Below are 24,070 nucleotides of genomic sequence, written 5' to 3' on the forward strand. Positions count from 1 at the left end.
GCTTAAACCTCAATTCGAATAATCTTCTGGATAAATACCCATCCCATCAAGCCGGAAATCACACTCCCCCCCAGCATCGCCCAGCCAAGGGGTTGCGTGAGCATGGGGGTGAAAAACTCGGGATTCATCAAGTGAATGACGATCCCTACAACCGCCGGAAGCAGGGTAATAATCCAAGCCGATATGCGTCCTTGTGCCGTTAATGTGTTTAATTCTTCCTTAATTTTCACTCGTTCCCGGATGGTCTCCTGCATCGAATCCAAAATTTCAGCCAGGTTCCCGCCTGTCGTACGCTGAATGAGCAAGGCTGTGACGACCAGCTCCAGATCATCATTGGGAAGTCGAACATGGAGCTGTTTCAAGGCATCTTCAATCGACACTCCGAAGCTGATCTCACGCAGCGTACGGCTGAATTCCGGTCCAAGAGGGTCGGCTGTTTCTCTTCCTACCAGCTGCATCGCCTGCATAAAGCTGAAGCCCGCACGAAGCGATGTCACCATCGTTCCTAAGGCATTGGGAAGCTGTACGGCTACCCGAGCCAATCGCTTGGCTCTTTTTTGCTTCAGATAAAAGGAGGGCAGAATATACCCCAAAAGAAAGGTCAAAGGCAAAAGGATACTCGTTCCTTGGAGGATAAAAAGAACAACCGGGATCCCTAACGCCACCAGGAGTCTGAGCACAAAAAATTCCTCCGGCTTCAGAGGAATACCCGCTGTTTCCAGCTCCTCCTCCCAGCGGACCACGTAGGATTTACCGGCAAACCTTTTCCCCAGAGCCGTTACCAGTCTTTGACCCATCGGGGCCTTCGGCTTCGAGCTGGGTACATCCGCTTCTTCCGCCTCCACTTTTTCTTCGCCAGCAGTCAGAATCTGATCCAATCGTTTTTCCGCCAGGCTCTTCCGTTTGGCCAGCATCATACCCACCAAACCGTACATGAGACTAAAAAAGACAAAAGAGGCCGCTAGAACCACGTCTCTCCCTCCTCCCGAAACATCTGGGGGGGGAGTTCAATGCCATACCGCTCGATCTTGTCCATACAATGGGGCAAAATTCCGACAGGCGCAAATTTCCCGACGATCTTGCCTTCCTCACTTACTCCTGTCTGCCGGAACACAAAGAGGTCTTGCAGGACAATAGTATCGCCCTCCAGATTCAACACCTCGGAAATGTGCGTAATCTTCCGGCTTCCATCCTTCAGTCTGGACTGTTGAATAATAATATCAATCGCGCCGGAAATCTGCTCCCGAATCGCGCGGACCGGCAGGTCCAATCCCGCCATCAGCACCATCGTCTCCAAACGGGAAAGCATATCCCGCGGTGAGTTCGCATGTCCAGTAGCCAATGATCCGTCATGACCGGTGTTCATCGCCTGCAGCATGTCCAAGGCTTCAGCGCTGCGGACCTCCCCGATGACGACCCGATCCGGTCGCATCCGAAGGGAATTGCGGACCAAATCCCGAATCGAAATCGCGCCTTTCCCTTCAATATTCGGCGGGCGGGTCTCCAAGGAAACCACATGCTCCTGAGATAATTTCAACTCGGCCGCATCTTCGATCGTGACGATTCGTTCTTCCGGAGGAATGAAGGAGGACAGCACATTCAACAGCGTCGTTTTCCCCGAACCGGTGCCCCCGCTAATGAACATATTCAAATGCCCCTTGACACAAGCATCCAAAAAACGAGCCATGGCTTCACTTAGCGTTCCAAACCGAATCAGATCTTCCATTTCCAGACGATGCTGAGGGAATTTTCGTATGGTGATGGTCGGTCCGTTTAAAGCCAGCGGCGGAATAATCGCATTCACGCGAGAGCCGTCCGGCAAGCGGGCATCGACCATTGGACTATTCTCATCAATCCTTCTCCCTAACGGGGATACGATCTTCTCGATCACTTGAGTGACATGGGCATCATCCCGGAAAAAAGCAGGGGTCCGTACGAGGCACCCCCCTTTTTCTACATAAATGTGATAGGGGCCATTGACCATAATTTCCGATATGCTCGGATCCTCTAATAAGGGAGTAATCGGGCCATAGCCTGTCAATTCATTGACCACCGTATTCAGCAATTGCTTTTTCCCCTCGGAGGTTAGGCTATCGGCTTCGGATTGGAGGAAGGGTTCTGCAAGCTCCCCGATCAGCTCCTCCATCTCCTCCTCCTTCGCATGCGGATGTTTTTTAAGTTCGGCAACCAAAAATTTGTGAAACTCCATCTTTAAGCTCGATTGAACCGGGTCTTCCCGAACCAGCTCCAAGGTATGCCTCCCCTGAGGAGCCTGCGGCTGTATCGCTGCTGGATGTTTCTCTGCTAACCGTTTTAATAGAGACAATTGAGATCCCCTCCTATTTCCTTAAAATCCGGGCCAACATCGATCGCTTCGTACTTTTAGCTTCCGCCCTGCTCCGATCCTTTGGGAGCTTATGCAGCTTAAGAGTGAGAGCAATCAAACTTTTCGATACGGCTGCCCTCGGACTCAAGGTAATAAAGGGAACTCCTTCATTCCCCGCTTTAACCACCGTTTTTCCTTCACTCGGAATTCGGTGGAAAACCGGCAAACCGAGAAATTGCTCCACCGTATCAATCCTTAAGGCCTCAAAATCCGAATCCCGGTTGATCACCACCTTCACCCGATCCTTGAGTTCAATCGCCTGTAAAGCGTCAATGCACAGCCTGCTATTTTTTAGCGTTGGGACCTCCATTGAGCTGATCAAAAGAATGTCTTCCGAATTTTCCAAGGCCACGAGTCCCGTTTCTACCAATAACGGCGGGGTATCGATCAACACCACGTCATATCGCCGCTTTAAATCAGCTAAAATCCGTTGAATGTGCTCACCGGTAACCACTTCTGCCAGTTCCGGCCGATTCGGAGCAGGGAGGATATCTACACCGGAACGGTGTTGCACGATGTATCGCTCTACGCTTTCCTTAGCCTCCCCATCCCCCTCCACCACCAGTTCATAGATCGTTCTTTTCGGATGAAGGTCAAAAAGGATCGCGACATCGCCAAACTGAAGATCCAAATCCAAAATGATCACCTTCAGATTATTCTTAGCAAACGCAACAGCCATATTAACAGCTAGCGTCGTTTTCCCAACTCCGCCCTTGGTGCCGCAAACCGAAATCACATGTCCGCTCTTCCCCTGGTCCGGTTTGGATTCCTTTCGCAGCGCTGTCTCCTTGAGTTTCATGACTTGAACGGCCTCGTTTAGTACCTGTGCCAATTCCTCCTTCTTGAAGGGCTGACCGATGACATCAACCGCTCCCATCCGCATCGCTTTTTTCAGATCCACCTCTTCTTGCGGAACGATCAAGATCACCGATACCAAGGGATGGGTGAGAGAAATTTCACGGCATAATTCATATGGAGTCTTGGCGAGCTGCAAAAATACGACGGCCCCCTCCGCTGAACCCTTCAATGCCTCACGCAAATCAGAAACCTCTGTATACCATTTGGATGGATTCCCTGACCCGGACAATAGGGTTTTAAGAGGACCCAAAGAAGCAGGCTGATCGGTCAGTCCATACCAGTCGATCTTCATTTCGGAATCTCTCCTTTGCCCAACTGTTCAGGTGTGATGTGTTTATGCGGAGTGGTAGACCTATCTTCCCGTGAACGCAGCATCAGGTGAAAGCTTCCTTCCGGGCTCGTCTCAATCATGGCGACCGCAAGTCCCTCGGTCGGCAGAACCTCAAGGGTAATGGTCCGGTACTCGTTTTTTTCTCCTGGTTTAGGAGCGGATATCGATTTGCCGACAGCCAGTACCCGGACATGCTGTAAAAGGATTTGATGGGGATGAAGGGAAATCACGTCAACGAAGTCACCAGGGACAATAAACCCTGACACCCCTTGCACTTCATTGATATTCACCGTGATCGCCCGCTTCCCCTCAGCAATCTCCAACGCTACCGGAGCAGCCTCCGGCTTCACCTCACCTTCCTTCGGTTCCTCATTCGCCTGGGGTGGCGGCGGGGGTTCGGTTGCAGCTGGCTTGGCATTCGAGCTGGGGAAAAGCAATAAATAAACGATCGCCGTTGCCATTAACCCAAAAACCAATGCCCCAAGCCATATTTTTCTCGTGTTCATCTGACCACCCTTATTCTTCCTAAGATCAATTTATTGAGCTAGTTTAGCCCCATAGGTACCGTAATTCGCCTGGACTGGAGAAGTCGCTCCTTCATGGACGAATTGGATAAATCGTCCAACGACCTCGTCCGAGCTATTCATCCCTTCAAGGAAAAAGGAGGCAAACCCCACCACTTCCACTTGTTTAATCTGGTTGCTTTGAATGGATACCGCTTTATAAACGGGAACAAGAACAATGTTTGGACAATCACTCGGATAATCCTGATAGGTCGCAGTACCGTGAAACGGACAAAGAGACCGGCGATAATTTACCGCTCTTTCCGTTGGACCAGCCATATTCCCCGTCTCCGTATTGAGAATTGCACCAACAGAAAGGTACTGAAGAAAGCCTTCTTTCAAATCCGTTTCATAATTGCGGGCTCCGGGTCCCGTTAACGCTAACGCCCCGAAATTCCCTACCGTGGAATCCCCGACCTTCAGCCTGACTTGCGTGCCGAATGCTAGGTTCGTCGTATATTCTACACCCAGCGGAACCGCTCCCTTACCGGAGGTTAGCGGATTTAACTCGGCCGCAGCCCGAGCGGCTACACTGGCAGAATGAAACCCGATGGCTTTAGCAAAGAAGAACTCTTGGTCTTCCGTTGCCCTAGCCTCCATCCTGGTATTGGAAAGATTAAAATTTGTCTGTAATTTCGATGGGTCCAATCCATTAACTTCAGCCGTATAGGCGGCCTCTTCCCTCGCTTCATCGGGAAAGGACGGAAGCTCCTGAATCCCGGCCAGCACAGCTGCGTCGAGACTTCGCTGGAGACTCGCCTTTTTCTGATATAACAGTCCCCCATCGATGGCCAATGCCACAAAACCCAACAGCAGGGTCATGATGATCGCTAAAAAAGCAGCAACGGCTCCTGTTTCGTCTTTAAGCCACTTCACCTTATTCCATCCTCATCGTTGTTTTCTTTGAAAAAGAGTACGGATTGGGCAGGAAGGGAGTTAATAAAGGCGTCGTCAATGGAATCGAGTATGCCAGATCCACGGTGACATAGGTCCCCCGCCTGCGCTCAGTCTTGGTTGGGGTAATCGACACCGTGAGATTCGTACTCCCTAAAGAACCCGACGCCTGAGAAATCACATCCTGGATTTGCTGGTCCGTACCGCCTACACTGGCTGCCCTTGCCCCTTCTCTTCCCGCATGATCTAGGGTTAATTGCGCATGAAAGATCCTCGCGAAATCGATTAAGCCAAATACCAGCAGCAGTAACAAGGTAACACATAGCGCCATTTCCACCGTGGCTTGACCCTTTTCATCACGCATCAAAAACCCCACCCAGATAATAAGCAAGAAACACCCCCGCAGCAATCGCTACACCGTAAGGCAAGGTATAGCCCTTTTCCTTTGCCGACGGATGGATCGGTTGAATCTTTCCTTTATCAACGGTCAAAAACAGGAAAAATCGAAAGAGAAGATACTTTAATTCTTTTCGTACAATAAGAACTACTAAGGCCATCACCCCGCCGGCCATCGCCATGAAAAGAAAAGAACTAAACACAAAGCCTGCCCCTTTCATCGCACCCACTGCCGCCAGAAGCTTCACATCTCCCGCTCCCATTCCTCCGAGAACAAAGGGAATCAGCAGAAGGCCTAAACCGAGCAGGAATCCCTGCCCACTGAATAGAAGACCACTCCATCCATCTATGACTGAATGGTATATAAGACCAATAACAATGGTCGGAAGTGTAATGATGTTTAGGATTTTCCGTTTAGATAGATCGGTTATAAATGAAATAATAAGTACGATCCATAGGATGTAATCTATCATGGTCGTTTCCCCTTTTATGAAGAAAGCCCCACTTTTCAAGGGGAAAAGGGAGCTTTATGTATGTTGAGATATTTTAATAGGACCCTAAAGGCTTTACTAATTCCAACTAATTTTAAGATGCTGGTGTTGTTACTGCTGTGTTGACTTTGTTAAATAAAGCTGTGATTTTTGTACCAAGCGGCCCCATAGCAACAATAGCCCCAACCACAATCAACCCCAAAATCAAACCGTACTCCACCATACCTTGTCCTTCTTCTTCACGTACCAAACGCTTTACAAAATTCATCATCACAATTCCCACCTTTAACAGTTTTTTTGAAATAAAAAAATACTATCCCGAAGAATAGCATCTACTGTAGGTAGGCATATGTCTTCGGCAGCTGGCTGGCATAATCATAGAATTGATATTAGCCCCTGTAGCTTTGCGTCCTTAGATTTCCCTAAGTTTGCCTTTTCGATTGTTTATAGCTATATATTAGTGGGAAATAGGTAACTTTCATATGAAACAATATTCCTATTTTTTCTACCCAATTTTATATTAAGCAACAGGAATCAACTCCTATTGACAAAAGTTTTTATTGATTTTTGTAATAATATGTATAATTTTCGATTATTTTGTTTCTCAAATAACAAACCCTATTAACCTATTGCGAAAACCATCCATTCACCTTAAGGTAAAACTAAATCATTTTAGGAGGATCTCAGCAGTGGCTGTTCATAAATTTCGGTATGTAAAGATAGATAAGAAAGAAGAATCTTCAATTGATCTCCATCTTGCCTTTACGTTTTGGAGTCGGTTTTGGGGATTAATGGGGAAAAAGAATACCCATTTGGGCATGATTTTTAATAGAACTAACCAGGTTCATATGTTTTTTATGCGCTTTCCCATTGACGTTTATTACTTGGACAAGGAAGGGACCGTCATTCACATCGTCCGAAGCCTTAAACCGTGGAGAATCAGCCCTCGCATAAAAGAAGCCTACTTTATTATCGAGTTTCCGGCAGGATATGAGACCCAAATCAATTTAAGAGACAAGTTTCATTTGTAATAATCGATGTTTTCCAAACAAATCAAGCCTATGGCGGAACTCAGCCACCAGCCAATTCAGGAAGGCATGATGATCACTTAGTACTGTTTGCCTTAAATACCGAAAGTATCGACATTCCTGCCCCTTTTCTGGCGCTAGAGCAATTTGAAGCGGCCTTAAGCGGCAAGATCATTGGAAAATCGGAATGGGTCGGAGGCTTTACAAAAGAATAACTAGGGTGAATTAGATTACAAACGATCCAAAAAAGGCCTACTCTTATTTGAGTAAGGCCTTTTCCACTTCAAATATACGCCTGATCATAAGTAAGAAGAACATAATTCGAGCGGTGACAGGCATTTTTGTTGGATAAAATTTAGGTTTAAATTGTAGTATTTTTGCCCATTCCATTGAGTTCCGAATCCTATATAGTGATTACATCACAGGAGGTAATAAAATGGCCAACTCTCGCGGTTCAATAACCAAAATCACCAGTGACTGTAAATGGTCTTGCAGCAGATGTTATAAAAAGTGCAAAAATCACCGAAACCCACAGAGATGTCGTGATATATGCGACTGTAAAATAAGATGTTTCGATCAATGGGTCAACTCCAATGATTTTAATATTATGCTTCCCGCGTGCTGTGAAGATTGCGAACTAGGTTTTGATATTCCAACCAGAAATAAAAGAAAAAAGAAAAGTAAGCAAAGATAAAAAATGCAGCTATCCGCTTTATGTTATACCTTATTGACTTTGAAAAGATGGAGATATGTCTACAAAATCTAAAGTTTGCTTTAAAACTTTCATCGTACCCTCAATCGGTTTGGATGTAGACATCTCTGCCAGCCGCTTTTAACACGCTAATCGGATCGGAAGAACTTCCTGCAGACAAGAAGTTTTCGCGTATCCGTTCGACTGCCGGCTTTCCTTCCTCTAAAACTTGCTTGGCTAAAGCAGTAGAAGCAGCAAAACTAGTCGCTTACTGATAAACATAGAAATTGTATAGAAGTGCGGGATACGCGCCCTTCCAACGCAATTTCTTCGTCTGCTGCCATGAATTTCCCCTCGTATTTTTGGTTGTTTCGGAAGATCATCCTACAGCCCTTTCTTATGATTTTTTTCTTTTTAGAGCTTTTATACAAACGTTTATTATGTCTTTACCATAAATTAAAGTGTCCGTATTTATTTGGTTAAAAGGGGTTGTTTAAAAGTGCGTCTAATTATAGTCCTTTATATTTTGCTTGTTATTATTGCAAGGATATCAGAACAAGGAAACATAAGTTGGTTTTTTAGAAATTGCAGGTTGGTTCCCTGCCCAAATCCTCGTTTACCTCAGCATTGTATAGAATATGAAGAATGAATCCCACAAACTTGTTCCAAGTAATCCCTTTAAATATTATAATTTAGATTCTAAAGCTGAGGTTTGTTGCTTCCTACGGTTATTTTTTTGAATAAAGGGTTAGTTTTGGTTAAGATTTATTCCCCTCTTCCTCTATAAAAAAAAGATCCTGAAAGATATATCAGGACTTCAAAAAGGTTTGAATAATAGGGTTTCTATTCCTCGACTTCTAGATCACAAGTGCAGCTGGGGTTCCACTGCGCATCGACACCACTGGGTTATCACTATGAAGCCAGATATGCTTGTCAAAATGCGAAGGCTCTCCCAGGCCATGAGCTTCCATAAGTCCTTCAAATTCAAAACCAAATATTTTAGGCTTAGGACCTTTCCAATTAGGATCTAGCATTTCAGCCTCAGTATCTTTTCTACCGTGGATCTTTTTCCATTCTTCATATGAAACCATGTACTCTGCGCCTATAAGAACTAATTCACCGTTTGCGCTCCTTGTATAGAGAAGAAGCTCTGGTTGTTCTGGGATAAGAACGTCTTTATAGTTAAGATTTTTGCTATCCGGATGATTATTTACAAGATTAGGATTGAAATAATGAATACCCATTGTGCCTAATCCCAGACCGGCTAGCGGTGGTATATCGTCCGCATTTACACAATCCCCTACCGGTTCGTATCCAGCATCGATAGCATCTTGTACATCTTGGAATTTCTCAGTAACAGCCTTAACAGCATTGAGTTGATCAATCTGATGATTGTTCAGCTTCTTACCAGTCTGATCGGTTTCAAATGCGGCGGAAGCAACTCCCGTCATTAAAAGTGAGACGATCGCCATTGATGATAGTACTTTATGAAAACGAGTTCTTCTCAACACAGACTCGAATTATAGGTATTTTTGCACTGTTTTGGAATTTATTTCTTTAAACAAGGTTTATATTCAAACCAATTTGTGATGAGAGTATTGCTTCGTTAAAGAATCCCTACAGAAAAAGAAAAGATCCTGGGTGACAGGATCTTGATCATATTGTAATAAAAATTGTTCTAATGGTCTCTCCCGCCACGGTTTCTTCCGCGGTGATCACCATCCTCGTTCTCTTCACCATCATTTCCATGATCATCATTTAGATCGTGGGTTGAATCATGTTGATGGTTATCTTCCACCTTTGGATTGTCATCAGCTATAGGCAAATCAGTTGGTATAGTATTAACCGGAGACAGATCAGTTGGTGTTCCATCTGTTGTTGTAATTACTACTGCTCTTCTTTGACCGTCCCACTCAACAGTTGCACCTAATGCTTCCGCTAACGGCCTTGCTGGAATCATTGTTCTTCCGCTTATCACCTGTGGAGGAACGTCAGATTCGATTTCTTTTCCGTTTACAATCAATTTGATTTCGGATTGTGCAGCAAACCCAACTAAAGATCCTCCCATGAGCATACCCACAATAACTCCAATTGCGACTTTTTTCATAAACGATCACCCCATAATCTTAATATCATGGGTATATAGTTCTAGATTAACTCTAAGATTCCTTGTAATTCAAATAATTACTTTTTGACATGAATCGTCATATGCCTCGCTTAGGATAAATCCCTAAAACGAAAAAAGCTCCTGCAATAAATCAGAAGCTAATATTTTAGAAAATTATGTTTGGGCATTACATAGTACTACTCAGGACATGGTTGGACAAGGTCGCTTTTTGTTACGTCTAATACCCATAAGTTCTCACTCCTTTCTATTAATTTATACATAGAAAGGAGATGGAAATTGCAGTTAACCTATTTTAGAAAGCAAAGTGTTATTTGGTTAAAAAATAAAAACCCTAACCAAACGGTCAGGGTTCAGTTAGAGTTTCTACCATTCCTCATCATCCTCTTTAGGATCATATTTAACGTAGCCGATTTCTTCGGCATAACCCCATTGCCCAGGCTTTACTACATCATGAGACAAATCCCGCCCGTTTATAGAGCAATTGGTCAGGTTATTCAGGATTGATCCTAATATCATCTAATGTTTACTAAAACACTAGAAAACCTAACGAAATGATCGCACCGGATGCGAAAAGCAAAATGAGGCAGTAGCCCATGATGTCTCTTGCTCCAAGGCCGGCGATAGCTAAGGCTGGCAGGGCCCAGAATGGCTGGATCAGGTTCGTCCAAGCGTCACCCCACGCAATAGCCATGGAAGTCTTCGCGGCATCAACTCCCAGCTCAATTCCTGCCGGGAGCATAATCGGGGCTTGCACGGCCCACTGTCCGCCGCCGGATGGAACGAAGATATTGACTAGACCAGCACTCCAGAAAGAAAAGAGCGGGAACGTCGTCGGATTGGAAATGCTAACGAACCATTCAGAAATATGTCCAGCAAGGCCCGAAGAAACCATCATGCCCATGATTCCGGCATAGAAGGGGAACTGGATCACGATGCCCGTCGTCCCCTTTACCGCATCGGTCGCAGCTTCCAGGAAGCGGCGAGGCGTGCCATGCAGCAAAATGCCCAAGAACAAGAAGCACAAGTTAACGATGTCTAAATTTAATTTGAATCCGTTCTTCACAAAGTATCCGATGATGAACCAGAATCCGATCACCGAGATGGCCAGGGAAACAATCTTGCTCTTCTCCAGCTTATCGGCAGGAGTGTCGCAGGCTGCATCAGCCGTCGCCGCAGCAGCTTCCAGCTTGACATCATCCGCCGGCCGGTAAACAATCTCTTTTCCCGGTTCCGGATGCATGAGTCGGTTCAATACGGGAAGCGCAATCATTAAAGCGATTACAATCGCTAGGTTCATCGGCGAAAAGATCGTTTCGCTGGTCGGAATAACTCCGATCAGATCAGCCGCAAAGTGCTTATCGGTAGCAATTGTCAACGGAACCGATCCGGATAATCCCCCATGCCACACGATAAATCCGGAGTAAGCGCTCGCAATCAGCAGCCGGTAATCTACTTTATCTACTTTTCTCGCAATTTCCTTAGCCAGCAGGGCACCGATGACCAACCCAAAACCCCAATTGATCCAGGAAGCCAAAGCGGATACGAAAGAGGTCAGCATAATCGCAGCCCCTGGCGTATGCACGGTGGAGGCGACAGACGACAGAATCCGCTTGAAAACCGGCGTCTGGGCCAGGGTATAGCCCGTCACGAGCACTAGCAGCATTTGCATGGAGAAAGATAGAAGATTCCAAAAGCCCTCTCCCCAGAATTGAACCATCTGGGTGGGCGTGTTGCCTGCTGCCAGGCCAAATCCAAACACCGCGAGCGTAAGAATCACAGCAAACAAAAATGGATCCGGCAAGTATCGGCTGACCAGCTTCACACTGGCTGCCGTCATGATTCTAAACATATGACATCCCCCTCTATTAATTTCTCTACTTTCTGCAAACCTGAAGCGGAATCGAATGAGATCGCTTCAGCCTTTTGGCGAACTTCCTCGACGCTCACCCCGTAAGCGCCATCACAAATGGCCGCAACCGCTTCCAACCTACAATTCCCTCACTCCTTTTTGGTTTGCTCACAGAAGTATTAAAAATGATTACAAAAATACTTAATTGCAAAAGTTATGCCAAAAATAAAAAGAGGTTTATTGCTAAGGTAGATCCCTTGCAAATAAACCTCTCCAACTAGCGAATAGATCACAAAATGCAAATAACCCCTCATCAAGCGGGTAAAACATCTACACTTGATGTGTAATGTTTACACACTTATTCTTCCTCATCCAATCCATATTCCTGGCATTTATAGACGAAGGCTTTACGGGACATATCCAAAAGCCGTGCGGCCTGCGCTTTGTTTCCGGAAGTCCGGTTCAAGGCCCATTTCATCGCCCGCATCTCGGCCCGCCGCAGCACATCGCGAATCGAAAATCCTGGGGGAAAGCTTTCCTTCAGGCTAAACTCATTCGAAGCAGGGTCTTCCGCTTGCCTTTCTTCTCTGCCCAGAGGAGGCAGATGCTCCGGAAGGAGAATCGTCCCCGAGGCCATGACCACGGAGCGGCAAACCACATTCTGCAGCTGGCGGATATTCCCAGGCCAATCATAGGCGAGCAGCCGCTCCAGCGCCTCCGGGGCGAGGTATTGGACCGAGCTGTCCATTTCGCGGGCATAGCGGATCAGAAAATGGCGGACCAAATCAGGCACATCCTCCATCCTTTGCCGAAGAGCCGGCAGCTCGATGCACACAATGTTCAAGCGGTAATATAAGTCTTCCCGGAAGGTTCCCTCTTTCACCATCTGCTGCAAATTGCGGTTCGTGGCGGCAATCACCCGGACATCCACATAAACCGGATGGATCCCCCCTACCCGCTGCACTTCTTTTTCCTGCAGGAACCGCAGCAGCTTCACCTGCAGACTAAGGGGCAGCTCCCCCACTTCATCGAGGAAAAGGGTTCCCCGATCCGCCAATTCCGCCTTGCCGGGCTTGCGCTCCACCGCTCCGGTAAAGGCTCCTTTCTCATGGCCAAACAGCTCGCTTTCCAGCAAATTCTCCGGGATGGCCCCGCAATTGACGGTGACCAGCGGGTAGGCCGACCGCGGACTGTTGTAATGAATCTGCCTGGCAATCAGCTCCTTCCCTGTCCCGCTCTCCCCTTCGATCAGCACCGTTGCGGGAGTCGCCGCCACTTTGCCGACGGTCTTGTAGATCTCTTGCATCTGAGGGGACCTCCCGATCATCCCCTCCGAATAGCGGCCGGCAACCGCTTGGCGAAGCTGATGAAGCTCTGCTGTCAGCTGGTCTTTTTCCGCCGCTTTGCCTACAATATGCTTGAGATTGGCAATATCAAAAGGCTTCACAATGTAATCATAAGCTCCCAGGCTCATCGCTTCCATGGTGGTTTCAGCCGTACTGTAAGCAGTTATGATAAGAACCAAAATCTCTGGAAACCGTTCCTTGATTTCCTTGAGCAGCTCCATCCCGCCCATCTCGGGCATATTCAAATCCAAAAGGACGAGACGAAAGCCGCCGGATGTTTGTTCCAATCGCTCCAGCGCTTCTTTCCCATTACCCGCCTCCAGGGTCTCATGCCCTTCCTTCCTGAGAACCGTTCCTATCGCTTTTCGGACATGAGCTTCATCATCCACGACCAGAATCTTCGCCATCCTTCTCCTCCTTTCCTATGGGGAATTCGACCTGGAACCTCACACCGTCTTCCACATTGTCAAAGGTAATCCTCCCTCGGTAGAGCTGCACTATATTCTGGGTAACCGACAACCCCAGCCCGACTCCTTGCGGTTTCTTCGTAAAAAAAGGCCGAAAAATCTCTTCCCTCACATCCTCGCCAATCGGAGAACCGCTATTGAATATGGAGAACCCTACCCGAGAATGGTCCCTAAAGGTCCTCATTTCAAGGCGTCCCCTTGCCTCAATGGCCTGAACGGCGTTCAGCAGTAAGTTGATCATGATTTGCTGGAGCAGATGAAAGTCGATCATCATCGGAGCGCTCTCCAGCTGCTTGGTGATTTGAACCGATTTTTTCCGCAAATCATGCTCAACAAGCAGCAAGGATTGCTCCAGCACTTCAGGCAGATTCCATTCCCGCTCATCATGGATGGATGGCTTTCCAAACAGGAGAAGCTGTTCCACCAGGCGATTCATCCGGTCTGTCTCCTTGATGATAATCCCCAGATAATCCCTGTTGGGCTCATCCGGATCCAGACCTTGCTCCATAATTTGGCTGAATGCTTTGATGGAGGTTAACGGGTTGCGTATTTCATGCGCCATGCCTGCCGCGAGCTCTCCCAATGCCCGAAGCTGATCAGTCCGCCGAATCTGTTCTTCCCACTTGATTCTTTCTCTGAGATCCCGAAATACGACAGCAGCTCCCATTAAATGGCCGCTAGGGCCTTCAAGCAGGGCTGTACTGCAGTTGACCGGAATCTTTTCCCCACTTTTCGATGGAAAATGAAAATCAACGGAAGCAAAAACCTGTCCAGTGTGCAGCGTTTGGAGCAGAGCGCTTTCCCTGCGAGCCTCCTCAGAAAATAGGAAACCATAAACGCTTCCAATCATTTCCTCCCTGGAATATCCGGTGATTCTCACAGCGGCGTCATTCCATTCGGTTACTTTCCCCTCATTGTCCACGGTAATAATTCCATCGCACACACTAGAAACAATCACTTCGGTATGCCCTTTCAATTCTAGCAGCCTATCGATCAGCCGGTTCACCGCGATGGGGATCCTCCCCAGTTCCCCTCCGACCATCGGCAACCTGTAAGCCACATTGTTCTCCATTTTTTTAATGGAAGCGATCATTCGATCCAGCCTGCCGCCGAACCTATTTGAGATCAGGATAACGGCCAGCATTCCGATGATGGCTCCAAGCACCAGAATCCAGAGGATATTTTTCCTCATCTTATTTAATTGAAATTGCACATCGCTCGTCAGTTCATTGGCCCATACATATCCGATCACCTCTTGGCCTCTGAGGAGCGGAACCATGGCATTCATAATATCGCCTCTCACTTGGCTTCCGGTATAGACCTGAGGAACCCTTTCCTTCATCACCTGACGGCCAGGATGATGCTCACCGATGGCAATCCCGATCTTATCCCGATATGGATCACTTGGTCCATAAGTAACGACAGCATCCCATTCCTTCGAATAGTAGCCCACCCCGACACCCGGATTGCCCTGGGCCACGCGGTCCGTCAACGGTTGAAGCTCATGGTTTAATGCCCGGATGGCTGCCTCCCGATCCATTCCGTCACTATCGTTCAAAAGATCGCGAAAGCTCCCTTCCAGATGCCGGTCGAGTTCTCCGGCAATCGCATAGAGCCTGGCTTCTTTCTCCCTTAACAAAGAATCTTCGGCCTGCTTCATCATAAAATATCCTGTTGCCAGGATCGGAATAGCAATGGCCTCTATCATCACCGCCATGAGTTTCAGTCGGATCGTAACAAGTGAACTCTTCATCTTTCCTCCCACAACCTGAGAATTCTATGATTTGTATGTCTAGTATTTTAACACGAAGGATGGGGGTGATGATCCCCAATGAAAGTCCATTTTGGCAGTTCGAGAGATGATCGAGAGATTTTACCCATGTTTCGAGAGATTTTTCTTCTATTTCGAGAGATTATTACATTGGAGGATTTCTGTGCAGGATGTACTCGATGATACAAGGCCTACATTTTTAAATTAATCTTCAAATTTTCAAACACACTAAACCGAAAGCAGCTCATCCACTCTCATAATGAAGAACCACTAAGAAAATTAAACAATGGTTTTATCCAACTCTATCCATTTCTCATTCTGCATTTTTTCGATTTCAGTTATCGACAACTTAAAGTAGCGGGAAACTTCGCTTGGCATGACGTCTGGCGGAAATTGGCGTCTGTTCATATGGGCAAACCTCCGATAGTTATAACTCCTCCATGCGTACTGAATAAAAATGGATACTAAGACAGCTCTCCCTGAGACGAGTATAACTTCTTTGACCTGAACCGGTGGAATGCCAAACAAAATAAGATGGTTTAACCAATTGGATTTTGGAATATAAAATGTAATAAACAATAGCAACACTTGGGAAGTAAAGACAATTAAACATAGCCATCCAAGTATAGAGAGTATGATTTCAATAAACCTATAAAATTTCTTTTGTCTTCCATCTATCACATTACTCATGCACTAATCCCTCGATCAGGGCTTTCCCAAACCGCAAACGTGTTTCTTTTACGGAAAATAGCTTTAGGAAGCGCTCGTAAAATAGCGAAAGCATTGATATACCAATAAAAAATGGGATACCAAATCACCCATAAATAATATCGCGAAAGCTTTTCATCATACGTTTGATCAATTCGCATAGCAATAATAAATTGTAAGATACAAAAAATCGAAATATAAGCCCCTTCCCATTGAATGGGTTGATAATCACTATATCCCATCGTCTTATGCCACATCGCAATGATGAAAACAATAATCCAAGATATAGACCAAACTATACTGCATACTTGTTCTAAATATATAGGAACTAATCTTCTGTATTTCCAATGAAACAAGACATCCCTATGACGAAGAATGACTTCTATTCCACCTTGCGCCCATCTGACTCTCTGTTTCCATATCCCTTTTATCGTTTCAGGGACAAGCATCCAACAAATTGCCCTTGGTTCGTAACGAACATCCCAAAATTTTTTCTGTAACTTCCAAGTGACTCCGATATCTTCCGTGATTAAATCGCGATCCCATAACCCACAGTCCATTAACGCCCGCTTCCGAAAAGCAACTACAACTCCAGATACCGTCATGACCTTTCCTAAGATCCGTTGGGAACGTTTAATGAGTCCGATAATACTCGAAAATTCACAGAGTTGTATTTTGGCGATTAAAGAACTTCGATTTCGAACACGGGGATTCCCTGTTACAGCTCCAACCCTTTCTCCATTTTTAGGTGTAGTAAAGTGTGGAATCATGTAATGCAAAGCGTAAGGATCCAGGTATGCGTCTGCATCTAACCCCATTAGAATTTCCCCTTTAGAGGCAATAAACCCTAAATACAGCGCATTTGCCTTACCGGCATTTTCCTTTAAATCAATGACTCTAAGATTACTAGTTTTCCTTGATAGTCTTTTTAAAACAGCCGATGTATTATCTTTACTTCCATCGTTAATGGCAATAATTTCGAAATGGGGGTATTTCAAAAGTTGGAGATTTTGAATCGTTTCTTCTATGGTTTCTTCTTCGTTATAACAAGGGATAAGTATCGATACCAAAGGTTCTTCTATGAGAAAAACGGGATCCCTAGTCGCGTTTCTTTCGATTCTAAAATAAAATAGGATTCCACCGACCATCCATACGATACTCATAATAAGAGGATACCAAAACACAAAACCAAATAGTAAAGATAACAGGATGATCAGCTCCGAATGACTTTAATTTTTCATTATAAAAACAATGTAATTATATCAAAAACCCCTCGGGATAACCTATATCCTTAAGTAAGCACTATTTTCCAGAGCCTTTCCCGCTCACGCAAAAAGCCTCCAATCAAAAAAACTCCTGATTGGAGGCTTACTTTTTCGATCCAGCTTTTTTCAACCCGACTTTTCCATGCTAACTATTACAACGACTACTGTCCTCCATGATGGGAACGTAATAACGATCCCCAGTCCTCTTTTATTGGTGTCTCCTTGACGGGGCTATGTCTGGTTCTGCGTCTTTTTTTCACTATTAAGATCAAAAGACCAATGAGTGTCAATTGTAAACATAAGAACAATGCCTGCAATAAGTGACCATAAAGGAGCGCTAATCCCTAAAAAAGATATTCCGGACAGAGCAATCACAAATGTAACAAAAGTGGAATGCCGAAATTTTTTCCCTCCAAATGATATCCCAAGGGACTGCATCAGGACCGGAGTCAGGGCAATGCCTGTAAGCAAGTCGATTAAGTATCGGGGAAAGCTTATCATCACCGGAATAATCAAACTGGAAAAGAGACCAAAAGCCAGCACGATCACTCCTGTTATAACAGATGCCTTATATCGGTCCTCTTGCCTGCCCACTTCGGGTGCCGCACATACTGTGGTCATAATCCCCGCCGTATTTGCGCTATGCCCTCCAAATAAACTGGAGAACATCGTACCTAACCCGCTTGTGATCACCATCTTGTTGACCGGCGGATCATACCCTCCCAGCTTCAAGCCGCTGATTCCTTGAACCCCCTCTGTTCCCATGATCAAGATCACCATGGGAATAGACAGCGACAAAATGGCAGATAACGAGAAGTCTGGCAGAAATGGAGAAGGAATCATCAAGACCCCTGCTTTCAATCCATCAAAGTCTCCATGAACCCATGCCGCCACAACTCCAAAAAGGATGCCCCCAAGCGGAGCAGGGACCATTCGAAAAAAGCATTGAAATAAGAAGTACCCCGCTAAGGAAGAAATCCCGATCACCCCATGCTGTTGCATGACTGTAACGATCCCCAAGGCAAACTTCATCATTGTTCCAGCAAACATGGCCATTACAATTTCAATCGGGATATGCTCAATAATTTTATTGAAGGCACCTGACACCCCGAGAAAGAGCATCAATAATCCAGCAATCAGATAGCTTCCTGCCGCCTCTTCAAATGAAAAGGGGGCAAGAGCTGTCCCTAGGAGGACAGCTGCCGGGACCGATTGGGAACCGCAGATGGGAAGTCTTGTTTTCCAGGATAGACCGATTCCGATGATCCCCGCAATCACATAGCAGCCAAAGGTCCAGGAAATGACTTGGACTGTCGTCAATCCTTTGTTGATGGAAGCCCCTAGAATGATTAACACTGGATTCAAGCTAATGATCGCAGCCAGGACCCCATAGGATAAAATCGTGATCGGCCGGGTTTCCATCTATTTGCCACCGAATAAATGGGGAAGGAATAAACTCATGTCCGGCCAATAGGTAACGAGAGCAAGTACCAAAAGAAGACTCAGGAGCATGGGCATTAGCGGCTTAACCATTTGGGCCAAATTGACTTTGGCAATCGATGATGTTACGAACAGACAAACACCGAGCGGCGGTGTAATCATACCTATCGTTAAGTTCACAACAAGGATAACCCCAAAATGAACAGGATCTATTCCTGCAGCTAGTACGACGGGAAGGAACAACGGAGTAAAAATCGTAAGGGCACTGATCGTATCAATAAAGGTACCTGCAATCAAGAGAATGATATTGATCAGCAAGAGCAATACCCAAGGTTCACTGGAAATGGAAGATACTAAACTTCCGATTTTTTCCGGAATGCTGTGGTAAGAGAGAAGCCAGGTAAATAAGGTAGCATTCGCGATAACAAATAAGATCGTTGCCGAGCTAATGGCCGAGTCTAACAGCACCTTTGGCAGCTTTTTCAAATCCAATTCCTTGTAAACAACACTTCCTAAAATAAGGGCATATACCACAGCTATCACGCCTGATTCTGTTGCAGTAAAGATTCCGGTCCGAAACCCTCCGATAATGATAATCGGAAGCAAGAGAGCGAGAAACGCATCCTTCAGGCCGGAAATCACTTCTTTCCCGGAAGCCATTTTCTCTCTTCCTTTGATATTATGCTTTTTTCCGTAGTAAAAAGCGTAAACCATTAAGGCACCAGACATTAAAACCCCCGGCAAAACACCAGCCAAGAATAAGTCCCCAATGGAAACGCTGGCCATCACTCCGTATAGAATCAAAGGGATCGAAGGAGGGATAACAGGTCCCACTGTGGAAGCGGAAGATACCAGGGTAGCAGCAAAACGCTTGTCATATCCTTGGGCGATCATAGCAGGAATAAGTATCCCTCCAATGGCTGCCGCATCTGCAACGGCCGACCCTGAGATAGCAGAGAAGAAAGTACAAGCAAGAATAGCAACCATCGCAAGACCTGCCGGAAGATGCCCAACCAATAAGGCAGCAAACTCAACGAGCCGTTTGGAAATTCCACCTACCGTCATGATTTCACCCGCAAGGACAAAAAGCGGTATGGCTACAAGAGAGAAGGAATCGATGCCGGAAAAGGTTTTCTGCGCGACAACAATAAAGTCGGTTCCGCTTATTGCAAGCCCAACCAGAGAAGTGATCCCGATTCCGAACGCAATGGGGATACGCAATAAAAACAGAACAAATAACAGGCCAACTAAGGCTATCATTGACTATCCACCTCCTGATTGCGCAAATCGGAAATCATGTTTTTCACTAAGTAGTAAGCCATGAGAACCCCCGAGAACGGCAGGATTAAATAAATGTAAAACAAGGATATTTCCATGGTCGGCGTCGTCTGTACCTTGGAATTAATAGAATGCAATAATCCATAATAAGAAAAGATACTGATGAATAGGATGCTGGCGAAATAACCAATGGAAAGCACGATTTTGCGAAGCTTCGCGGGCGCATTCCCTAAAATGTCTACACTTAAATGAAGATTGTGCTTAGCTCCGAGCACCGCCCCAAGAAATACCATATAAGCAAAAGCGATTCGGGTGACCTCTTCTGTCCATGGAGCCGGGATCTTAAACACAAATCGGAAAAGAACCTGAGTGAAGGTAGCCAGAACAACAATAGCAAGGGACATCCCTGTTAAAATTTCCAACCAATTCTTCCATATATTTTTCATCATGACACCCCCCATATTGAAAATAAGGACTGCACCGTGCAGCCCTTATTCACTTCATTTACTTTGCTGCCTTGATTTGATCGATCAATTCTTGAGGAACCTTATCTGCAACCGCTTGAGCAACATCTTTCGTCGCTTCGGCAAAAGCGCTGCGGTCTGGATCTGTTACATTAACCCCATTTTTCTTCAATTCTTCTATTGATTTTGTCTCTTGATCCGCTAACACTTTACGCTGCTCTTGAGCCGTTGTCTGTACAGCTTCTTCTAGCCACTTCTTTTGTTCATCAGAGAGGGAATCATACATTTTATTGCTCATGATCACGGCACCAGGAGAATACGTATGCTTGGTAAGGGCCACTTGCTTTTGGACTTCATAGAACTTCATGGACATAATCGTTGCGATTGGATTTTCTTGCCCATCCACTACGCCTTGTTCCAAAGCGCTGTATAGTTCATTAAAGGCAACAGGAGTCGGATTCGCACCAATCGATGTCATGAATGACTCCCACACGGGAGCCGGCTGTACGCGCATCTTTAAGCCCGCCACATCTTCCGGCTTCATGATTGATTTGGATTTGTTTGTCATGTTTCTAAACCCGATTTCCCAGTATCCCAAGCCTTTCATCCCTTTTTCATCCGCTTTTTGAAGCAGTCCTTTGCCTATTTCGCCATCGAGCACCTTATATACGTGGTCTGCATTTTCGAATAAGAACGGAATGCCAAATACATTCATCTCAGGAACGACATTCGCCAAGGAGCTATCAGCAGACAAAACAGACATATCGATGGTTCCGTTCATGACCCCTTCAACGGCATCTTTTTCGCTTCCTAGCTTTGCGTTAGGGAAGATTTCCACCGTTAATCCGCCATTGCTTTTGGATTCAAGTTCCTTCTTGAAGATTTCTGCAGCAACATGATATTGGTGAGTCTCTGATCCCGTATGAGCCAGCTTGATTTTCAATGCCTCTTTAGACTCGGATGGAGCTGCCTGCTCGGAAGAAGATGGGGGAGCACCCGTCTCACTTCCGCCCGAACATCCAACAAGGGTACCAGCTGCCAGAACTGTGCTCATCATGCCCATCAAAAATTTACTCTTTACCATAAAAAACCCTCCTTAATATTTGGCTCTTCTTTTTATCTCGACGATACGATTTAATATAAATCTAATCGCTGGTCTTCAAATACTGGGATTTTGCTTCGGATTTCATCTACCTTGTCCAAATCGATTTCAATAGAATAGATTTGTTCCTTGTCATCGCCGGAGAGGATTAGCTCACCCCAAGGATCGATCACCATGGAACTTCCGGGAAAAGGCGTATTTCTGCTTTCGCCGCATCGGTTGACCGCAATCATATACGATTGATTCTCGATCGCACGGGCTTGAAGAAGGGTTCTCCAGTGGTCAACCCGGGGGGTTGGCCATTGAGCCGTATTAATTAATACCTTTGCTCCTTCTTTTACTAGTTTTCGTGAAAGCTGAGGAAATCTCAAATCGTAACAAATCATCGTTCCGAAAGTCGTTCCCCCATATTCGAATAACCCGAAGGAATTTCCCGCTTTCAAATATTGATCTTCATCCATTAAGCGAAAAAGATGCATTTTATCATAACGCAGAATTTCTTTTCCCTCGTTATCGAAAACCATCATGGTATTGGTAATATCCCCCGTGTTGGAATCCTTGTAGAGGACACTGCCGCCGATGATCGCCAGCTGATGTTTCTTTGCGAAGGAAGAAAATAAGGCTCTTGCTCTCTCTCCATCCACATCCGCGATTTCTTCGGCTTTCTCCAGGGCATAGCCCGTATTCCACATTTCCGGCAAAATGATCATTTCTGGCTTGTTCGCTAAGGCTTGTTCCATTAAAGCTTCGGCATGCTCAAAATTAGCGTCAGGCTCCCCGATTCTCATGTCCATTTGCAATAAAGCGAATTTCATATGGCAGCTACTCCTTTACATGAACGACATAGTCGTATTTTATCGAACGGTTCAATACAGGATCATGCAATTCAAGCTCAAATTTATCCCCATAGACAAACCCTTCCAAAGTAGGGACGGTTCCCGAGAATATCACGGTTCTGGACAGCTGGGAATATCCGAACTCCCCAAGCTTGCCCAAAAGCTGGGCTACGGGAAGCAAGGCCGTCAAATCATGCTCCTGATATAATCTTCTGCCTTTGGAATCCGTTACCCAAGAGCGCAAGATCAGTTCATCCCAATGATCCTCCAGCTCTTTTAGCCGCCAAAAAGTCGCAGCCAAAGGCTTGGGGCATGCTTCTTTTGATTTCTGGATATCCTCCGTCTCCAGAAGGCGATCCGTGTGATCACTCCCAACCGTGACCAGCCATTCCTCGCCATCATGGTAGAGGACATATTCAGCTTCCCCGGAAGTTTCCTTCCCTTCAACCTTCATGAAGTTTTCCGTCGTTAAATTAGCTAACTCTTGAGGATAGATCGTGGGAATGGTGGGAGGCGGCGCAACCCCTATTTCCGCTAATTCATGAATATGCTCCATGACCTTATCCAGGTTTCTTCCTCCGTAGCCGACTACCAGGACGTTTTCAACCTCGCCTTTCTTTTCCTGTTTCCCATTCAAACCATCGATGATAATATGCATTTCCTCCATCTATTCTCCTCCTGTTCCATCTTTCAAGCTTGAGACAACAGCCTCTTTTGTATGTTCAATATGAAGCAATACCGCTTTTTTGGCTTGTTCAAAATCTCTATTCTTTAAACCTTCTAAAATGGCGAGATGCTCCTGAAGCGTTTGTTCCGTTCGTCCAGGGATGGTTACCGCTCGAATCCCGAACCAGCGCATTTGGTCACTTAGCGTTTGGATGAGCATAACAACTCTCCGATTGTTGCTCAATTCAGCCAAACTTAAGTGGAAGTCCTTATCGATCGATATGAATTCCTGATTATCCAATCTTCGGCTGGACTGCAGTCCGTGGATCCGCTCCAATTTTTCAATCTGTTCATTTGAAATGACCGGAATAAGCAGCTCTACAACTAAAGTCTCAATCGCTTTTCGCAGCTGGAGAACTTCCTCGACATCCTGCAAAGAAATGGGACAAACAAAAGTGCCTTTCCTAGGAACCGAATACACCCAACCCTCCATTTCCAGCTGGTGGATGGCTTCCCTCACAGGAGTCCTGCTAATCCCTAAACTATCGCTCAAATATCTTTCGAATAGCGGATCACCAGGTAAAATCGAATGATTTATAATGGCATTTTTGATTTTTTCATAAGCGGTTTCTTTTAGCGACTGTACTTTTTCAATTTTAGAAAAAGACATAATTCTCTCCTTGCCTTAACAAAAATCAACTGGTGTGTGGTGTGTGGTATCCCAGTTGTATGTTAAAAATATTAGGATATATTTACCTCCTTGTCAATAATATATTTAGAATATTTTAAGTAGATTAAGTTGATCTAAATAAATGAAGCTTTAGTTTCCTTCCAAAATATAACTGTTACCCTTATAATAATTGATCAAGATTTTCTGTGTCGATTTATGTTATAAAACCTAACAAACAATTACTTATGATTAGCTGGGGAAAAGCAGATGATGAATTTGCAGCATACCTTCAAGAAAATGGAGTTGTGGATACTAATCCGGTTGCACCATACGATAATAATCCAGCCATTCAATAATCTCTTTATGTAAAATAAAAGCCGTAGGGTTTTGTAGGTTCCCTACGGTTTTTTATTTTACGCCGATTGTTTGTCAACTTTGTCAC

At 45.5% G+C, this 24,070-nt stretch carries 26 protein-coding genes and 1 riboswitch; of the genes, 2 read left to right on the forward strand and 24 right to left on the reverse strand.

Going from position 1 to position 24,070, the window contains the following annotated elements; all coding sequences use genetic code 11:
* Positions 1-2 precede the first annotated feature (2 nt).
* The 8 genes from ABLT31_RS27915 to ABLT31_RS27950 form a co-directional block, all read right to left on the reverse strand.
* On the reverse strand, positions 3-971 hold the full coding sequence (locus ABLT31_RS27915; protein WP_367758021.1) for a type II secretion system F family protein: 969 nt from the start codon (positions 969-971) through the stop codon (positions 3-5).
* A complete protein-coding gene (locus ABLT31_RS27920; protein ID WP_462976542.1) occupies positions 962-2,326 on the reverse strand; it encodes a CpaF family protein in 1,365 nt (454 codons plus the stop codon). Before ABLT31_RS27920 ends, ABLT31_RS27915 begins: the two co-directional genes overlap by 10 nt.
* Positions 2,327-2,339: 13 nt before the next feature.
* Complete coding sequence (locus ABLT31_RS27925; RefSeq protein WP_367758022.1) at positions 2,340-3,536, reverse strand: AAA family ATPase; 1,197 nt, start codon at positions 3,534-3,536, stop codon at positions 2,340-2,342.
* The gene (gene cpaB, locus ABLT31_RS27930; protein WP_367758023.1) at positions 3,533-4,081 is read right to left on the reverse strand and encodes a Flp pilus assembly protein CpaB; all 549 of its coding nucleotides are present in this window, start codon (positions 4,079-4,081) and stop codon (positions 3,533-3,535) included. Before cpaB ends, ABLT31_RS27925 begins: the two co-directional genes overlap by 4 nt.
* A 30-nt stretch (positions 4,082-4,111) precedes the next feature.
* Entirely contained in the window at positions 4,112-5,014 is a 903-nt protein-coding gene (locus tag ABLT31_RS27935) for a pilus assembly protein TadG-related protein (protein ID WP_367758024.1), read from the reverse strand.
* Between the two features lies 1 nt (position 5,015).
* Positions 5,016-5,396, reverse strand: a complete 381-nt coding sequence (locus ABLT31_RS27940; RefSeq protein WP_367758025.1) for a TadE/TadG family type IV pilus assembly protein — start codon at positions 5,394-5,396, stop codon at positions 5,016-5,018.
* The gene (locus tag ABLT31_RS27945; RefSeq protein ID WP_367758026.1) at positions 5,389-5,901 is read right to left on the reverse strand and encodes an A24 family peptidase; all 513 of its coding nucleotides are present in this window, start codon (positions 5,899-5,901) and stop codon (positions 5,389-5,391) included. Before ABLT31_RS27945 ends, ABLT31_RS27940 begins: the two co-directional genes overlap by 8 nt.
* 112 nt (positions 5,902-6,013) lie before the next feature.
* Positions 6,014-6,190, reverse strand: a complete 177-nt coding sequence (locus tag ABLT31_RS27950; RefSeq protein WP_367758027.1) for a Flp family type IVb pilin — start codon at positions 6,188-6,190, stop codon at positions 6,014-6,016.
* A gap of 83 nt (positions 6,191-6,273) precedes the next feature.
* Positions 6,274-6,362: riboswitch (cyclic di-GMP riboswitch) on the reverse strand.
* 246 nt (positions 6,363-6,608) lie between these two features.
* Here ABLT31_RS27950 and ABLT31_RS27955 point away from each other — a divergent pair.
* Both ABLT31_RS27955 and ABLT31_RS27960 read left to right on the forward strand, forming a co-directional pair.
* Positions 6,609-6,950, forward strand: coding sequence for a DUF192 domain-containing protein (locus ABLT31_RS27955; RefSeq protein WP_367758028.1), 342 nt, complete (start codon positions 6,609-6,611; stop codon positions 6,948-6,950).
* Positions 6,951-6,952: 2 nt separating this feature from the next.
* Positions 6,953-7,162, forward strand: a complete 210-nt coding sequence (locus ABLT31_RS27960; protein WP_367758066.1) for a YbhB/YbcL family Raf kinase inhibitor-like protein — start codon at positions 6,953-6,955, stop codon at positions 7,160-7,162.
* A 1,333-nt stretch (positions 7,163-8,495) separates the two neighbouring features.
* Here ABLT31_RS27960 and ABLT31_RS27965 read toward each other — a convergent pair.
* The 16 genes from ABLT31_RS27965 to ABLT31_RS28040 all read right to left on the reverse strand — a co-directional run bounded on the left by ABLT31_RS27965 (position 8,496) and on the right by ABLT31_RS28040 (position 23,628).
* The gene (locus ABLT31_RS27965; RefSeq protein ID WP_367758029.1) at positions 8,496-9,110 is read right to left on the reverse strand and encodes a hypothetical protein; all 615 of its coding nucleotides are present in this window, start codon (positions 9,108-9,110) and stop codon (positions 8,496-8,498) included.
* A gap of 206 nt (positions 9,111-9,316) precedes the next feature.
* Positions 9,317-9,745: a copper amine oxidase N-terminal domain-containing protein gene (locus ABLT31_RS27970; protein WP_367758030.1), complete on the reverse strand. Its 429-nt coding sequence runs from the start codon at positions 9,743-9,745 to the stop codon at positions 9,317-9,319.
* A 384-nt stretch (positions 9,746-10,129) separates the two neighbouring features.
* A complete protein-coding gene (locus ABLT31_RS27975; protein WP_367758031.1) occupies positions 10,130-10,282 on the reverse strand; it encodes a hypothetical protein in 153 nt (50 codons plus the stop codon).
* A gap of 10 nt (positions 10,283-10,292) precedes the next feature.
* Positions 10,293-11,615: a short-chain fatty acid transporter gene (locus tag ABLT31_RS27980; RefSeq protein WP_367758032.1), complete on the reverse strand. Its 1,323-nt coding sequence runs from the start codon at positions 11,613-11,615 to the stop codon at positions 10,293-10,295.
* Positions 11,600-11,752, reverse strand: coding sequence for a hypothetical protein (locus ABLT31_RS27985; RefSeq protein WP_367758033.1), 153 nt, complete (start codon positions 11,750-11,752; stop codon positions 11,600-11,602). Before ABLT31_RS27985 ends, ABLT31_RS27980 begins: the two co-directional genes overlap by 16 nt.
* Positions 11,753-11,973: 221 nt before the next feature.
* Positions 11,974-13,368, reverse strand: coding sequence for a sigma-54-dependent transcriptional regulator (locus tag ABLT31_RS27990; RefSeq protein WP_367758034.1), 1,395 nt, complete (start codon positions 13,366-13,368; stop codon positions 11,974-11,976).
* Positions 13,343-15,181 (reverse strand): histidine kinase dimerization/phospho-acceptor domain-containing protein, encoded by a 1,839-nt coding sequence (locus ABLT31_RS27995; RefSeq protein WP_367758035.1) that lies wholly within the window; start codon positions 15,179-15,181, stop codon positions 13,343-13,345. Before ABLT31_RS27995 ends, ABLT31_RS27990 begins: the two co-directional genes overlap by 26 nt.
* A 297-nt stretch (positions 15,182-15,478) precedes the next feature.
* Positions 15,479-15,889 (reverse strand): poly-beta-1,6-N-acetyl-D-glucosamine biosynthesis protein PgaD, encoded by a 411-nt coding sequence (gene pgaD / locus ABLT31_RS28000; RefSeq protein ID WP_367758036.1) that lies wholly within the window; start codon positions 15,887-15,889, stop codon positions 15,479-15,481.
* The gene (gene pgaC, locus ABLT31_RS28005; protein ID WP_367758037.1) at positions 15,886-17,091 is read right to left on the reverse strand and encodes a poly-beta-1,6-N-acetyl-D-glucosamine synthase; all 1,206 of its coding nucleotides are present in this window, start codon (positions 17,089-17,091) and stop codon (positions 15,886-15,888) included. The genes pgaD and pgaC overlap by 4 nt, the downstream gene beginning before the upstream one ends.
* Positions 17,092-17,403: 312 nt before the next feature.
* Positions 17,404-18,594 carry a benzoate/H(+) symporter BenE family transporter gene (locus ABLT31_RS28010; RefSeq protein WP_367758038.1) on the reverse strand — a complete coding sequence of 397 codons (1,191 nt, stop codon included), beginning with the start codon at positions 18,592-18,594 and terminating at the stop codon, positions 17,404-17,406.
* On the reverse strand, positions 18,595-19,872 hold the full coding sequence (locus tag ABLT31_RS28015; protein ID WP_367758039.1) for a TRAP transporter large permease: 1,278 nt from the start codon (positions 19,870-19,872) through the stop codon (positions 18,595-18,597).
* On the reverse strand, positions 19,869-20,336 hold the full coding sequence (locus tag ABLT31_RS28020; protein ID WP_367758040.1) for a TRAP transporter small permease: 468 nt from the start codon (positions 20,334-20,336) through the stop codon (positions 19,869-19,871). Before ABLT31_RS28020 ends, ABLT31_RS28015 begins: the two co-directional genes overlap by 4 nt.
* A gap of 58 nt (positions 20,337-20,394) precedes the next feature.
* On the reverse strand, positions 20,395-21,438 hold the full coding sequence (locus tag ABLT31_RS28025; protein ID WP_367758041.1) for a TRAP transporter substrate-binding protein: 1,044 nt from the start codon (positions 21,436-21,438) through the stop codon (positions 20,395-20,397).
* 50 nt (positions 21,439-21,488) lie between these two features.
* Positions 21,489-22,271: a carbon-nitrogen family hydrolase gene (locus ABLT31_RS28030; RefSeq protein ID WP_367758042.1), complete on the reverse strand. Its 783-nt coding sequence runs from the start codon at positions 22,269-22,271 to the stop codon at positions 21,489-21,491.
* A 7-nt stretch (positions 22,272-22,278) separates the two neighbouring features.
* Positions 22,279-22,959, reverse strand: coding sequence for a DUF2848 family protein (locus tag ABLT31_RS28035; protein WP_367758043.1), 681 nt, complete (start codon positions 22,957-22,959; stop codon positions 22,279-22,281).
* Complete coding sequence (locus ABLT31_RS28040; protein WP_367758044.1) at positions 22,960-23,628, reverse strand: GntR family transcriptional regulator; 669 nt, start codon at positions 23,626-23,628, stop codon at positions 22,960-22,962.
* Positions 23,629-24,070: the final 442 nt, after the last annotated feature.

It is taken from the genome of Ammoniphilus soli (genome assembly GCF_040813775.1).

What these genes read in the sequence shown, in the direction of transcription:
- ABLT31_RS27925 (WP_367758022.1), bottom strand. Translation starts at nt 3,536, where the DNA reads ATGAAGATCGACTGGTATGGACTGACCGATCAGCCTGCTTCTTTGGGT.
- cpaB (WP_367758023.1), bottom strand. Translation starts at nt 4,081, where the DNA reads ATGAACACGAGAAAAATATGGCTTGGGGCATTGGTTTTTGGGTTAATG.
- ABLT31_RS27940 (WP_367758025.1), bottom strand. Translation starts at nt 5,396, where the DNA reads ATGCGTGATGAAAAGGGTCAAGCCACGGTGGAAATGGCGCTATGTGTT.
- ABLT31_RS27945 (WP_367758026.1), bottom strand. Translation starts at nt 5,901, where the DNA reads ATGATAGATTACATCCTATGGATCGTACTTATTATTTCATTTATAACC.
- ABLT31_RS27950 (WP_367758027.1), bottom strand. Translation starts at nt 6,190, where the DNA reads ATGATGAATTTTGTAAAGCGTTTGGTACGTGAAGAAGAAGGACAAGGT.
- ABLT31_RS27965 (WP_367758029.1), bottom strand. Translation starts at nt 9,110, where the DNA reads ATGGCGATCGTCTCACTTTTAATGACGGGAGTTGCTTCCGCCGCATTT.
- ABLT31_RS27970 (WP_367758030.1), bottom strand. Translation starts at nt 9,745, where the DNA reads ATGAAAAAAGTCGCAATTGGAGTTATTGTGGGTATGCTCATGGGAGGA.
- ABLT31_RS27975 (WP_367758031.1), bottom strand. Translation starts at nt 10,282, where the DNA reads ATGATATTAGGATCAATCCTGAATAACCTGACCAATTGCTCTATAAAC.
- ABLT31_RS27980 (WP_367758032.1), bottom strand. Translation starts at nt 11,615, where the DNA reads ATGTTTAGAATCATGACGGCAGCCAGTGTGAAGCTGGTCAGCCGATAC.
- ABLT31_RS27990 (WP_367758034.1), bottom strand. Translation starts at nt 13,368, where the DNA reads ATGGCGAAGATTCTGGTCGTGGATGATGAAGCTCATGTCCGAAAAGCG.
- ABLT31_RS27995 (WP_367758035.1), bottom strand. Translation starts at nt 15,181, where the DNA reads ATGAAGAGTTCACTTGTTACGATCCGACTGAAACTCATGGCGGTGATG.
- pgaD (WP_367758036.1), bottom strand. Translation starts at nt 15,889, where the DNA reads ATGAGTAATGTGATAGATGGAAGACAAAAGAAATTTTATAGGTTTATT.
- ABLT31_RS28010 (WP_367758038.1), bottom strand. Translation starts at nt 18,594, where the DNA reads ATGGAAACCCGGCCGATCACGATTTTATCCTATGGGGTCCTGGCTGCG.
- ABLT31_RS28015 (WP_367758039.1), bottom strand. Translation starts at nt 19,872, where the DNA reads ATGATAGCCTTAGTTGGCCTGTTATTTGTTCTGTTTTTATTGCGTATC.
- ABLT31_RS28020 (WP_367758040.1), bottom strand. Translation starts at nt 20,336, where the DNA reads ATGAAAAATATATGGAAGAATTGGTTGGAAATTTTAACAGGGATGTCC.
- ABLT31_RS28025 (WP_367758041.1), bottom strand. Translation starts at nt 21,438, where the DNA reads ATGGTAAAGAGTAAATTTTTGATGGGCATGATGAGCACAGTTCTGGCA.
- ABLT31_RS28030 (WP_367758042.1), bottom strand. Translation starts at nt 22,271, where the DNA reads ATGAAATTCGCTTTATTGCAAATGGACATGAGAATCGGGGAGCCTGAC.
- ABLT31_RS28035 (WP_367758043.1), bottom strand. Translation starts at nt 22,959, where the DNA reads ATGGAGGAAATGCATATTATCATCGATGGTTTGAATGGGAAACAGGAA.
- ABLT31_RS28040 (WP_367758044.1), bottom strand. Translation starts at nt 23,628, where the DNA reads ATGTCTTTTTCTAAAATTGAAAAAGTACAGTCGCTAAAAGAAACCGCT.